Here is a 12,523-nt window from a genome sequence, read left to right as displayed (position 1 = left end):
TTAACTTTTATGAATAGTAAATTAAAAACTAAGTATGTTTATTTTTCTGTTTTCATAATCAGTTTAATCCTTACCTCTTGCTCTTCAGTATATATGCCTAATGTGCCCAACAGCCCAATGTTGAGTGCTAAAAATGAGATTCATGCATCTGGTCATATTTCTTTAAGAGGAAAGTTAAGTTTCAATACGGCTTATGCAGTATCAGACCATATAGGTGTTTTATTTAATGGTTCGTTTATTAATCAAAGTCAAAGGAAAAAAGATTTTAACCAAGAATTGGTAGAACTAGGAGGTGGCTACTATACCACTTTTGGTACTGATAACAATAGAATTTTAGAAATATATGGTGGTTTTGGAAGAGGAACAACCAACCGTATTTACAGAACTTATGATAACGATTTATTAGTTTTTACAGATAATCAGAATGTTAGATTTAATAAATCTTTTATTCAAGTGAATTATAGTAGTAAAGAAAAAAAATCTTTAACCCTATTTTCTAAGAAATATCCACTTAATTACGGTACAATTATCAGATTAAGTCATGTAAATATGAGCAATTTTACCAGAAACAACTTAGCCCAACCTTTAGAAGATAATATTTTTATTGAGCCTGTATTTTTTACTCGCTTAAAGCTGAATCAGAATTTTCAACTACAATATACTTCAGGAAGTAATTTTGGTTTAAAAAACAGAGATTTTATGACAGCTGGTAGTTCTGTATTTACATTGGGGCTTATTGTTAATTTGGGAGGGAAATAAGCTTTTTTAATTTTTTTTTAACTTAACCACAGAGGTAACTGCATTTTTTCACATTAGACAAAAAGCTAATTTTTAAGCCTATTAAAAAAACTTAATGCAATATTTACAGATTAATTTTTAACCATAGAGGGCGCTAAGGTTAAAGAGCTAGGTGGTTATTATTAGCTTTAAAATATTAATTATAATTCATTTACGATCATTTTAAATCATTTGCGCTAATCAGCGAAATCTGCGGGAAATTTATTTTTTTAAACCAATCACAATTTACGCTCAATAAAATTTTTCAACTATACCTAAGCCTAAATCTTAACCAAAAGAACACTTGGGTTAACCATGCCGTATATTTAGTCTGCCAACTGACGGCTTAAAGCCTGTGCCTTATCAAGTTTAGCATGTAACCTTACCTAAGGAACATAGAAAACCTTCAAATTATTTTTAATCAACACCAAACATTCTAACCATTTTAACACTTTATTAAGCAGATTAAAAAACGTATTTTTGCCCAAATTTTAAAAAATTTATGAGCGCACTTTCAGAACAGGAAATCCAAAGACGTGAGTCTTTAAACGAACTAAGAAGATTAGGAATTAACCCTTACCCAGCAGAAGCTTACGAAATTAATGCTAATGCAAAGGATATTTTAGCTAATTATGAAAGTGATAAAACTGCTTATAAGACAATTAGTATTGCTGGCCGCATAATGACCCGAAGAATTATGGGGAACGCATCTTTTGTAGAAATACAAGATGCTACAGGCAGACTACAAGTTTATATTAGAAGAGACGATGTATGCCCAGATGAGGACAAAACTTTATACAATATCGTATTTAAAAAGTTATTAGATATTGGCGATTTTATTGGTATAAAAGGTTATGTTTTCACCACCCAAACTGGCGAAATTTCTTTACATGCGAGCGAATTTACTGTGCTTTCTAAATCTTTAAAACCTTTACCCATTGTAAAGCGTGATGACGATGGAAATGTTTATGATGGTTTTACCGACCCAGAAATGCGTTACCGGATGCGTTATGTAGATTTAACGGTTAATCCAGAGTTTAAAGAAATTTTCAAAATCAGATCTAAAGTGATTAACACCATGCGTAATTACTTTACAGATCAAGGTTGGATGGAAGTAGAAACACCAATTTTGCAAGCGGTACATGGTGGCGCTGCGGCTCGTCCGTTTAATACTCACCATAACTCTTTAGATATGCCGTTATTTTTGCGTATCGCTAATGAATTATATTTAAAACGATTAATTGTTGCTGGTTTTGACGGCGTTTTTGAATTTGGAAAAATGTTCAGAAACGAAGGGATGGATAGAACCCATAACCCTGAATTTACAGCAATGGAAATATATGTAGCCTATAAAGATTATATCTGGATGATGGCTATGGTTGAAGAATGTTTAGAGAAAATAACTGTTGCTATTCATGGAAAAACAACCGTACAGGTTGGCGAAAATGTAATTGATTTTGCAGGTCCGTATGAAAAATTATCTATGTATGATTCTATTTTGAAATATACGGGAATTGATGTTTCCGAAATGGATGAAGCTGGTCTAAAAAACACTTGTATTAATTTAGGAATTGCGTTTGACCCAACAATGGGTAAAGGTAAATTGGTAGATGCCATTTTTGGAGAGAAAGTAGAACATGAATTAATTCAGCCAACTTACATTACCGATTACCCTATTGAAATGACGCCATTAGCTAAAAAACATCGTACTAAAGATGGTTTGGTAGAACGTTTTGAGCTTTTTGTTAATGGTAAAGAAATTGCTAATGCTTATACAGAATTAAACGATGCTATCGACCAAAAAGAACGCTTTGAAGAGCAGTTAAAATTAGCCGCCCGCGGCGATGATGAAGCAATGGCAATGGATGATGATTTTATTAGAGCTTTAGAATATGGCATGCCCCCAACATCTGGCTTAGGAATTGGTATTGATAGGTTAGTGATGATGATGACCAACCAAAGCAGCATTCAAGAGGTGTTATTTTTTCCTCAGATGAGAGCCGAGAAAAAAGCTAAGGTTTATACTGATGATGATTTTGTAGCTTTAGGTGTACCGCAAGAATGGGTGCAAGTTTTAAGAAAAATGAATATAAATACGCCAGAGGAATTGAAAGCATCAAACCCTAATAAAGTATTTAATGATTTAGGTGGGATGCGCAAAAAACTGAAATTAGAAATTGCCATACCTACAAAGGATGAGGTGATGCTTTGGTTTAACTAAAAAGACATAAATAATTAATAAAAGCTTAAAGGCTGGTTAACATCAAGTTAACTAGCCTTTTTTAATTTACAGAAATTACATTTGGCATTATTAATGCTGTTTAATTTTAAATTAAAATTTAAAAAATGAGAAATTCAGTCCTAGAAATCACAGACCAAGAGTACTTAATCAAATTAGATAAAACAGAGTTTGACTTAAGTTTTATTCAATCTTTATTGAAAAGAATACAAACAGAGAAAACTTTTTTTTCTAGAATTTGGGAGGAGGAAGACATTATTAGCAGAAGAAGTTTACAAGACGACGCAGGTGAAGATCATTTAAGTGAAAAATAAAGGGAAGTATTAATTACAATACCTCCCTTTATATGCTTCTTTAAGCTTTTAGCTTTATTAAAATTGCCTGTAGCTTCCTTTTCCGCCACGCACTTGCTGCGTTCTATCTAACATTGACATTTGGCCTTTCATCATTTTAATTTGATCAGCTAATAATTTATTCTTATCGGCTTTTTCTGCCTCTTTTAGTAAACGTAAAGCTTCTCTCTTATTTCTTTTAGCCATTTCTACTCCGGCTAAACTTAAATTAGCCAAAGCAATGTTATGATCCATAGTTAAACCCAAAGCTAAAGACTTTTTAAAATATTTTTCGGACTTCATTGGGGATTTGCGAGACTCAATTAATCCGATTAAAAGATTATAATATCCATACTGGCCTTTATATAATTCTTTTTCGTAATCTTTAATACTTAATAAAGTGCTTTCGGCTTTATCCATATTCTCTTTTCTTAAATACCATTGAGCTAGCAACATTCTTTCATTAAAAATAAAGGTTACAAATACTAATATTGCTAAAAAAATTAACAATATTCCCCATCCCCAGTAGGAGAAAACTATTAAAGTAATAGCTGCACCTAATATTAAGCTGGCAATAATTATTCTTATAAAATTTGGCATATCTGCTTCTTAAATGTTATATTTTTGTGGCGCAAATATCTGTTTAATTAAGCTTTAAATCAATAAAAACACAATAAATATGTCGGTAAAATTAGAATCTTCTTGGTTAGCAGTTTTAAAAGATGAATTTGAAAAGGATTATTTTAAAATGCTGAAACAATTTTTACTTGCTGAAAAAGAAAAAGGAGCATTAATTTACCCAAAGAATAGCGATATTTTCAATGCTTTTGAACTTACTACTTTCGATAATATTAAAGTGGTAATTCTTGGGCAAGACCCATATCATGGCGCAAACCAAGCGCATGGTTTGTCTTTTTCTGTTCAAGATGGAATAAAAACGCCACCGTCTTTACAAAATATTTATAAAGAATTACAAACAGATATTGATGGTTTTAAAATTCCATTAAATGGTAATTTAACTAATTGGGCTAAACAGGGTGTTTTATTGCTGAATACAACATTAACTGTTAATGCAGGTAAAGCAGGTTCGCATCAAAAACAAGGTTGGGAACAATTTACTGACATGGTAATTAAAACTATTTCTGAGAAAAGAGATCATATTGTTTTTATTTTATGGGGTGCTTTTGCTCAACAAAAAGAGGTTTTAATAGACCCTTCCAAACATTTTATTATTAAATCTACACATCCTTCTCCGTTTTCTGCCTATAATGGCTTTTTTGGTTCTAAACCGTTTAGTAAAACCAATGAGTATTTAAATAAAAATGGATTGGCGGGTATTGATTGGAAGTTGAATTAAGTTGAAATTGATTTTTTTGTATGAAGAAAAAAAGATTATAGATTTGGGTAAGGATAAAGATCTGCAGGAGTTTTTTTAACCACAAAATGCACAAAGGTTTCCATAGAGTTTGTGGAGATTTTATATTGTTTTAAGCGTATAAACAAACGAAAGTTTTTAACTATAGAGGACTCGGAGATCACAGAGTTGCGTGGAGATAAAAGTCTGTGTAAATCTGAGAGAGCTACGGTAGACTTTTTTTCAACCAAAAAGTGCATAGAGGTTCCAACAGAGTTTATGGAAAGGATGTTTGTTTATATCATTTGCTATTAACTTTGTGTTCTTTATGTTTCTCTTTGTGAACTGTGGTAAAAAATATGGTTAAAAAAACAACATATCCCCAAAAATCATTTAAAACAAAAAAGCCGTTCTAAGAAAAATTAGAACGGCTTAAAAATCTTCAATAACAATTATGGCCAAATACCCATGTTCATATAAGAAATTGCTATTTTATCAATGGCGGCAACAAAAGCGGCTGTACGTAAACTGTCAATATTTTTTTTGTGTTTAAGCTCTCTAATTTCATGGTAAGAACGCACCATTGTATCTTCTAAACCAGAGTTTACTAGTTCTAATTCTGATGCTCCTTTTGACACCAAACTACGTTGCGCTGGAGTTAAAGTAGCACCAGTAGTTGATTCAATCAAGTTCATAATATTGATATTGGAATTTTCATCATATCTACGCCCCATACGTCCAAAAGCTACGTGAGAAAGATTTTTCAACCATTCAAAGTAGGAAACAGTAACTCCACCTGCATTTGCATACATATCCGGAATAATAATTCCTCCGTTTTCAATAAATGTTGCTGCAGCTTGCGGTGTTGTTGGTCCGTTTGCACCTTCAGCAATAATTTTAGCTTTAATTCTACCTACATTTTTTTCGGTGATTTGATTTTCTAAAGCTGCTGGAACTAGTATGTCGCATTCTTGTTCTAAACCCTCGGCAGAATCGGTAAAATCTTTTTGAGATTTACTGAAGCCTAAAATTGAACCAGTTTCTTTACGATGATTAAATACTTCATCTAAATCAAAGCCTTCCTTACTGTAAATAGCACCTTCAAACTCGCAAAAACCAACAATAGTTGCACCAAATTCAATTAAAAATTTAGCGGTATGGTAACCAACGTTTCCTAAGCCTTGTATAATAACTCTTTTACCATCTAAACCTGCGCTTAAACCCAAAGCCTTCATATCTTCTGCTACAGAAACACATTCTCTAACAGCATAAGCTACACCTCTACCGGTTGCTTCTCTTCTTCCTGCAATACCATGAAGTGCAATTGGCTTTCCTGTTACACAACCTAAAGCATCTAAAGAACCTGGGTTCATGGTTAAATAAGTATCAGCAATCCATGCCATTTCTCTTTCACCAGTGCCGTAATCAGGTGCTGGCACATCTATACCTGGCCCAATAAAGTTTTTCTTTATTAATTCTACCGTATAACGGCGAGTAATATTTTCTAACTCGGCAATCGTATAATTTTTGGGATTTATCTTTATACCGCCTTTAGCTCCTCCAAAAGGAACATTTACTATTGCGCACTTATAAGTCATTAATGCAGCTAAAGCCATCACCTCATCTTCATTAACTATTTCGCTATACCTAATTCCGCCTTTAGTTGGCGACATGTGGTGAGAATGTTCTACCCGCCAACCATGAATAATTTCGAAACTATTTCCTCTACGTATTGGAAACTGAAAATGATAAATACTATTACATGCTTTTATTTGATGAAGCAATCCAGCATCATGGTTTGAGTATTTTGCAGCTTGATCTACATACTGGCATACATCATTAAAAAAATGTGGTTCTTCACTAAAAACAACCTCGCTTGCTTTGGTCATAACGTTAAAAATTGGTTAGAATTAATTTATTTTTTCTTACAAATTTGAGTTAAAAAAAATGAAATTTCCAAATTAAAAAACGTTAGTGTATGGCTAACACAAAGGTTTTTTAAGGCTAAATGATTGTTTAAATAATTTAAACAAAGTATTTAGACTAATTTTGTTTTTCGATTTTTTTTAATCTTTTGTCAATTGTGAAAAGATAAATAATGAAAGCAGTAAAAAGAAGTAACATTATAGCTACAACAACATAAATTTTCCCAGATTTTCGTAATTCATCTGCCATTTCAACACCATTATTTTGTGCAAAAACACTTAATGAAGTTATAAATAAGATAAATAGAAGAGTTGTTTTTTTCATTTTATTGATGATAATTGCTCTATTAAAATTAACTTTTAAATTTGATTTCTTTTGTTTTCTAATTTACGAATGCGAAACCTAATATTCATAATCCAAACAGCTATTAAAGCCCACCCAATCATCGCTGGATAAAGCACTAATTTCATTTTACTATCTAAATCATAATTGCCAAAGGCGGGGTTGCCTCCATTCCCTGGATGCAGAGAATCTGTTAACCTTGGTAAAATAAAAATAAGAACAACCATAACTGGAAAAGCAAAAACATTATAAATAGCGGAGATTTTCGCCCGCTTTTGTTCTTCGTCCATTGACCCTCTTAAAACTATATAGGCTAAGTAAATCAAAGTAGCAATTGCCGAACTATTTAGTTTTGGATCATTTGGCCAATAGTCTCCCCAAGTAAAGTTTGCCCAAGTCATACCAGATGCAAAGCCAACCGCTGCAAATATCAGTCCCGTATTAACGGCTTCAACGGCCATTAAATCATGATTGGTTTGATTGGTCTTTAAGTATTTTATGCTATAAATGACGGAGACCAAATACGCAATAAACATTCCAATCCACATTGGAACGTGGAAATAAACTGTTCTAATACTTTCGTGTAAAATTGGAAGTGCAGGTACTTCAATTAAAAGACCGCCAACAACGGAGTATAATATTAGCGTGGCAGCTAATACCTTCCACCATGATTTATACATAATAATCTTTTTTTAATCTCTCCAAAGGTAAGGAAATAGTAACAAAGAAACTGTGATAACAATTAAATTAATAGCTGTTAAAACGCCTATTTCATCTAACGAAACAGATCTGTCTAAGCCATCCATTGCATTTTTAGAAAGCTTTATAATTAACATTAATACTGGAATAATTACAGGAAAACTTAATATGGCCATTAAAGTTCCATTATTATTTGCTTTTGATGCGATAGCAGAAATCATGGTGAAAACGCTAGAAAAACTAATTGCACCTAATATAACAGCCACAAAATAGAGTGGCTTATCCCCTACTTCATTTTGAAATACTATACTGTAAAAAGCCAATGCAATAACTGACATTAATATCATTAACAGTATATTATAAATAATTTTTGCAATAATGATGGCTTGCGGACTTGCTATTTGGTAGTAGTACAATAAACGGCCTTTACTTTCTTGTACAAAGCTTTTACTAATTGCATTAATGGCTGCAAAAAGAAGTATAATCCAAAATAACGCATTCCAAACTAAGGGTGGTGTAGTTCTAAAAGAAAGATAACAAACAAATACTGTTGCTACCACATATAATAAAATACCGTTTAAAGCATATTTTGAACGCCATTCTAATAAAATTTCTTTTTTTAGTAGGTACTTTATTTCTGATACAATTTTCATTATTGGGCTTTATACAAATATTACAAATTCACATTAAACCCTTAAAGAAATAGCAAATCTTAAGAAAATTCATATTTCAAATTTATTTTTCATCAAATGCTAATTATTTTTAAAACGTATTTGCATTATAAAGGTTTCTTGTTTAAAACTAATGCAAAAAAATCCTAAAATATTAGGATTTACTATTTTGAAATAATTCGCACCTTATTTTTCGATAATTTCCATTTTTTCTGCAAAATGAGCGCAGTAGTCTCTTAAATCTTCCACAATTTTGGTTTCTCCTGTTGCTCTTAAAAAGCTATCGCCCATGGTTTGTAGGGTTTCGTAGAAAAATCTTTTCATTTCATCAACAGGCATATCTTTGGTCCATAAATCTATACGCAAACTGTTTTTAAAATTATGATCCCATAAAGCTAACATCATTGATTTTACTGCTAAAGCTTCTTTATTTTCTGCATCTGTAGATTCCCAAGTAATATTTTCTGGAACATTATTATCATCTAACTCAATGGTTAATTTAATCTCTGCTTTTTTCATTTAATTGATTCTTTTTTTTGTTTGTAAACTGGTATTTATGATGGGTTTTCAGTTTTTAAAAATCAACATCATTATTACTATTAATAAAATAAATGAACCTTGTATTAACCAGATCCATTTTTTGCTTTCTATAAATCTTCTAAATAATATATCGGTAAAAAAAAGCACCAAAGCCAATGCTAAAGTATAACCAATTTTAGAGAAATTGCTGATTTCTGGGCTCGATACTTCAAAACCTAATAAACAATATAAAACATAAGTAAAGCAAAATGCAATCACTAATGTTAAAGGAGTAATTTTTAACTTATTCCAATTCATTATTTATACTTTTTCTTTTTAGCAGCACTCATTTTAACACCACCTGCTTTAGATCTTGCTGCTTTAAACTTATTACGTTGTGTTTGCGTTTTTTTCTCATGAAAAGCACCTTTAAACTCTGGATCGTCTTTTCGTTTTTGATCATCTATTTGTTTAGCAATTGCTTGTTTTTCTTCGTAAGGCGTTTCCTCAATAAAAACCTTTTCTGGTATGTTTTGAACAGAAATTTGTTGCCTAATTAGTTTTTCTATTTTATGTATATAATGTAATTCGGCTTCGTTACAAAAAGTAACCGCTTTACCCAAATTATAAGCCCTACCAGTACGGCCAATGCGGTGTACATAATCTTCGTAAATTACTGGTACATCAAAGTTAATCACATGGGTAACGTCAGAAACATCAATACCTCGGGCTGCAACATCAGTGGCAACTAAAATTCTTACTTCGTCATTTTTAAAAGCATTTATAGAATTTATTCTTGTGTTTTGCCCTTTATTTGCGTGTAAAACTTTAACATGAGTTTCATTAAACCTGCGTAATAAAAATTTGTAAACGTTTTCTGCGTTGGCTCTGCTTCGGCAAAAAATAATTAGTTTTTTAACCTCTGGGTCGTCTTCAACAAAAAGTTTTAGTAAGTTAATTTTTGTTTTAAAGTTAGGTACATGAAACAAAACCTGTTCAACCGTAGATGCAGGCGTTGCTTGTGGAGTTACTTCCACTTTTGTTGGCCATAATAAAAAGTTTTCCGCAAGTTTTTCAATTCTTTCGCTCATGGTTGCAGAAAACAACATGTTTTGGCGTTTGCGTGGCACAACCTCTAAAATTTTATTAATTTGAGGCATAAAGCCCATATCCATCATTTTATCGGCTTCATCTAAAACCAAAACTTCTAATTTCTTAGTAGCAATATGTCCTTCCAAATACAAATCCATAAAACGGCCAGGAGTAGTTATTAAAATATCTAAACCCTTTTTAAGCGTTTCAATTTGTGTTTTTGGACCTAAACCTCCGTATAGAACAAAAGAGCGTAAATCTGTATATTTTGAGTAAACTTTAACATTTTCTTCAATTTGCATGGCTAGTTCACGAGTTGGCGCTACAATTAAGCCTCTAATATCGTTGCCTTGTGCATACTTAAGTTTCATAATCATTGGCAAAACATAAGCTGCAGTTTTACCTGTACCTGTTTGTGCAATACCTAAAACATCTTGTCCGTTTAATATAGGAGGAATAGCTTTTTCCTGAATGGGAGTTGGTATGGTATAACCTGCATCATTAATTGCATTTAATACTTGCTTGTTAAAACCAAAATCCTCGAATTTTTTTGANNNNCAATTCTGATGTACCTCATGATTTAATTAGCGAAGCAAAGCAAGCATTTAATAATCAAACCAATATTACTGTTAATAGTCAATTTTCATCTCCTGAAAATGCTAAATCTATAAGACATGGTATTTATAAAAGCCCTGACTGGAAAAATGCTGCTATTAAAAGCCTACACAACGGTAAAGCTGTTTTAGTGCCAATAAAATATAACAAAAACCTATTTTTAAAGGTTAGTGAAGATAAAAATGACTTTATATCATTAAATAGTTTATCTTATTTGTTAATTTCTACAAATAAAAAAAATGATAAAGTTATTGAATGGGTAACTTTTATACCAACTAACAGCAATAATTATCAAAAAAACGGAAACAAGTTTAGAGGTAAGGTAATTATTGAAAACTGGAATGGAAATTTCAAAAAAGCTTACCTTTTTGAAAACGATGGCAAAATTTACCATCTGAAGTTAGAAAATAAAAACAACAATTCCGTAAAAACGCTATCTGATGGGATTAAAGTTGCTGGCACTTACTGCTTTCAACAACCTTGGTATGGTGAAAATATAGCTGATGGAGAAAGTTATTGGTATTTAGGCGGTTATGATACTTATTGTTTTAGCACAGGTAATTCATATAATGAACAAACACACGCAGAAAATGAAGTAGGTGGTGGACACAGTGAAGTTATTCCAGAAGATTATCAACCACCATTTATTTATAGAGATGTAGTTAATAATTTAAACAATGTTGGGGCAGATTGTATTTATAATCGTTTGCAAAGTAATGCTTTATTTCAAGAGCTATTAAGTAGCTTCCAAAGCAACGCCAATTTGAATGTTACTTTCCAAATGGGTTATCCTGTAGATAAAAATGGTAATCCGGTGAATGGGCAAACGAGTCATGATTTAGGTACAACAAACTTTACTATAACAATTGATAATGATTATTTAAGTCTTCGTGGGGGAATTGAAGTTGCCAAAACTTTTCTTCATGAGGCGTTTCATGCAAATCTATATACTCAAGCACAGTTATGGTACCCTACAGATTTACCAAATGACTTTCAGAACTGGAGTTTGGTTGATCAAATTAAATATATTGATAACAGGAGTGGTAGTGTAGCTGGTTTTTCAAATTCTCACCATCATAATTTTATGGCTACCCAAATAGACAAAATTGCTAATGGAATAAAAGATTACACACAAGCTAATTATCCTACAATTTTTAATAACCCAAACGCTACTTTCGACTCTTACCGAGCTATGGCTTACCTTGGTTTAACAGGTACAGAATGTTATTCTACTTACATTAGTAGCTTACCTAATGGGCAAGCTAGTTTTAATGCAGCATATCAAGAACTAATATCAATTATTGGAGAAAATAAATGCCCATAAGATGAAAAATTTATTTTTATTAAGTTTGTTAATTTTTGCATTTAATTCACTTTATGCACAAATTGAAGTTCGTGATTCTGTTTTTGTAAAAATAATTGATTTGGAACCTACAAATTATTCGTTTTCAATGAACGATGGAAGAATAGGTTTAGTTCATATCTATTTAAAAAATAGGTATGAAAACCAATCAGGATATTTAACTGGTTACTTTGGATCAAATTTAACTTTAAAACAAAAACACAAATTAGACCCAAGTAAAGTGATAACTTATGATCAATATGTGAAGTTAATAAATAAAGATTTTTTAGCAGTTTTATATTATTATAAAGTTTACTTTATAATTTCCGAAGCGAAGTACGATTATTTGACCTTACAAGTACGACATATGTCGCCTCCTGAGTTTAATCAAGAATAAAACTTAAATTTTATTTCAAAACTGGAGTTTTGTAGAACCAATAAAATACATTGATATGTAAAGCAGCAGATTTTACCTGTACCTGTTTGCGCAATGCCTAAAACATCTTGTCCGTTTAATATAGGAGGAATAGCTTTTTCCTGAATGGGAGTTGGTATGGTATAACCTGCATCATTAATTGCATTTAATACTTGCTTGTTAAAACCAAAATCCTCGAA

14 protein-coding genes are annotated in these 12,523 nt (G+C 31.7%); 5 read left to right on the top strand and 9 right to left on the bottom strand.

The annotated features are described in order from the left end of the window. Window positions 1-9: 9 nt before the first annotated feature. The 3 genes from ACFSSE_RS15835 to ACFSSE_RS15825 all read left to right on the top strand — a co-directional run bounded on the left by ACFSSE_RS15835 (window position 10) and on the right by ACFSSE_RS15825 (window position 3,330). Window positions 10-759, top strand: a complete 750-nt coding sequence (locus ACFSSE_RS15835) for a hypothetical protein (protein WP_379041327.1) — start codon at window positions 10-12, stop codon at window positions 757-759. 520 nt (window positions 760-1,279) lie between these two features. Beyond that, window positions 1,280-2,998 carry a lysine--tRNA ligase gene (gene lysS, locus ACFSSE_RS15830; RefSeq protein ID WP_379041326.1) on the top strand — a complete coding sequence of 573 codons (1,719 nt, stop codon included), beginning with the start codon at window positions 1,280-1,282 and terminating at the stop codon, window positions 2,996-2,998. Window positions 2,999-3,123: 125 nt separating this feature from the next. Beyond that, a complete protein-coding gene (locus tag ACFSSE_RS15825; RefSeq protein ID WP_379041325.1) occupies window positions 3,124-3,330 on the top strand; it encodes a hypothetical protein in 207 nt (68 codons plus the stop codon). Between the two features lie 57 nt (window positions 3,331-3,387). Here ACFSSE_RS15825 and ACFSSE_RS15820 read toward each other — a convergent pair whose 3' ends face one another. After that, complete coding sequence (locus ACFSSE_RS15820; protein WP_379041324.1) at window positions 3,388-3,948, bottom strand: DUF2892 domain-containing protein; 561 nt, start codon at window positions 3,946-3,948, stop codon at window positions 3,388-3,390. Window positions 3,949-4,027: 79 nt separating this feature from the next. Here ACFSSE_RS15820 and ung point away from each other — a divergent pair, with 79 nt between their 5' ends. Then, the gene (gene ung / locus ACFSSE_RS15815) at window positions 4,028-4,705 is read left to right on the top strand and encodes a uracil-DNA glycosylase (RefSeq protein WP_379041323.1); all 678 of its coding nucleotides are present in this window, start codon (window positions 4,028-4,030) and stop codon (window positions 4,703-4,705) included. A 449-nt stretch (window positions 4,706-5,154) separates the two neighbouring features. Here the strand turns inward: ung and ACFSSE_RS15810 are convergent, their stop codons facing one another. The 7 genes from ACFSSE_RS15810 to ACFSSE_RS15780 form a co-directional block, all read right to left on the bottom strand. Next, the gene (locus ACFSSE_RS15810) at window positions 5,155-6,591 is read right to left on the bottom strand and encodes a Glu/Leu/Phe/Val family dehydrogenase (RefSeq protein ID WP_379041322.1); all 1,437 of its coding nucleotides are present in this window, start codon (window positions 6,589-6,591) and stop codon (window positions 5,155-5,157) included. 154 nt (window positions 6,592-6,745) lie between these two features. Next, a complete protein-coding gene (locus ACFSSE_RS15805) occupies window positions 6,746-6,952 on the bottom strand; it encodes a CcmD family protein (protein WP_379041321.1) in 207 nt (68 codons plus the stop codon). Between the two features lie 35 nt (window positions 6,953-6,987). After that, a complete protein-coding gene (gene ccsA / locus ACFSSE_RS15800; RefSeq protein WP_379041320.1) occupies window positions 6,988-7,650 on the bottom strand; it encodes a cytochrome c biogenesis protein CcsA in 663 nt (220 codons plus the stop codon). A 12-nt stretch (window positions 7,651-7,662) separates the two neighbouring features. Continuing rightward, window positions 7,663-8,322 (bottom strand): heme exporter protein CcmB, encoded by a 660-nt coding sequence (locus tag ACFSSE_RS15795; protein WP_379041319.1) that lies wholly within the window; start codon window positions 8,320-8,322, stop codon window positions 7,663-7,665. Window positions 8,323-8,526: 204 nt separating this feature from the next. Further along, on the bottom strand, window positions 8,527-8,859 hold the full coding sequence (gldC, locus tag ACFSSE_RS15790; RefSeq protein ID WP_379041318.1) for a gliding motility protein GldC: 333 nt from the start codon (window positions 8,857-8,859) through the stop codon (window positions 8,527-8,529). A 48-nt stretch (window positions 8,860-8,907) separates the two neighbouring features. Continuing rightward, window positions 8,908-9,177, bottom strand: a complete 270-nt coding sequence (locus ACFSSE_RS15785) for a hypothetical protein (protein ID WP_379041317.1) — start codon at window positions 9,175-9,177, stop codon at window positions 8,908-8,910. Beyond that, entirely contained in the window at window positions 9,177-10,457 is a 1,281-nt protein-coding gene (locus ACFSSE_RS15780; protein ID WP_379101029.1) for a DEAD/DEAH box helicase, read from the bottom strand. The genes ACFSSE_RS15785 and ACFSSE_RS15780 overlap by 1 nt, the downstream gene beginning before the upstream one ends. 1,434 nt (window positions 10,458-11,891) lie before the next feature. On the opposite strand from ACFSSE_RS15780, the gene ACFSSE_RS15775 reads away from it, so the two are divergent. Beyond that, window positions 11,892-12,305, top strand: coding sequence for a hypothetical protein (locus ACFSSE_RS15775; protein ID WP_379041313.1), 414 nt, complete (start codon window positions 11,892-11,894; stop codon window positions 12,303-12,305). Here the strand turns inward: ACFSSE_RS15775 and ACFSSE_RS15770 are convergent. Continuing rightward, window positions 12,296-12,523: DEAD/DEAH box helicase (locus ACFSSE_RS15770; RefSeq protein ID WP_379101022.1), on the bottom strand; the 228-nt coding region annotated here is incomplete at its 5' end. The genes ACFSSE_RS15775 and ACFSSE_RS15770 overlap by 10 nt on opposite strands.

Source organism: Pedobacter alpinus (assembly GCF_042684645.1).
GTDB lineage: Bacteria > Bacteroidota > Bacteroidia > Sphingobacteriales > Sphingobacteriaceae > Pseudopedobacter > Pseudopedobacter alpinus.
The sequence above is the reverse complement of the archived record's forward strand: the minus strand, read 5'-3'. Positions and strand labels throughout refer to the sequence as shown.

Coding starts and splice junctions, on each gene's coding strand:
- ACFSSE_RS15835 (WP_379041327.1), top strand. CDS start 10: ATGAATAGTAAATTAAAAACTAAGTATGTTTATTTTTCTGTTTTCATA.
- lysS (WP_379041326.1), top strand. CDS start 1,280: ATGAGCGCACTTTCAGAACAGGAAATCCAAAGACGTGAGTCTTTAAAC.
- ACFSSE_RS15825 (WP_379041325.1), top strand. CDS start 3,124: ATGAGAAATTCAGTCCTAGAAATCACAGACCAAGAGTACTTAATCAAA.
- ACFSSE_RS15820 (WP_379041324.1), bottom strand. CDS start 3,948: ATGCCAAATTTTATAAGAATAATTATTGCCAGCTTAATATTAGGTGCA.
- ung (WP_379041323.1), top strand. CDS start 4,028: ATGTCGGTAAAATTAGAATCTTCTTGGTTAGCAGTTTTAAAAGATGAA.
- ACFSSE_RS15810 (WP_379041322.1), bottom strand. CDS start 6,591: ATGACCAAAGCAAGCGAGGTTGTTTTTAGTGAAGAACCACATTTTTTT.
- ACFSSE_RS15805 (WP_379041321.1), bottom strand. CDS start 6,952: ATGAAAAAAACAACTCTTCTATTTATCTTATTTATAACTTCATTAAGT.
- ccsA (WP_379041320.1), bottom strand. CDS start 7,650: ATGTATAAATCATGGTGGAAGGTATTAGCTGCCACGCTAATATTATAC.
- ACFSSE_RS15795 (WP_379041319.1), bottom strand. CDS start 8,322: ATGAAAATTGTATCAGAAATAAAGTACCTACTAAAAAAAGAAATTTTA.
- gldC (WP_379041318.1), bottom strand. CDS start 8,859: ATGAAAAAAGCAGAGATTAAATTAACCATTGAGTTAGATGATAATAAT.
- ACFSSE_RS15785 (WP_379041317.1), bottom strand. CDS start 9,177: ATGAATTGGAATAAGTTAAAAATTACTCCTTTAACATTAGTGATTGCA.
- ACFSSE_RS15775 (WP_379041313.1), top strand. CDS start 11,892: ATGAAAAATTTATTTTTATTAAGTTTGTTAATTTTTGCATTTAATTCA.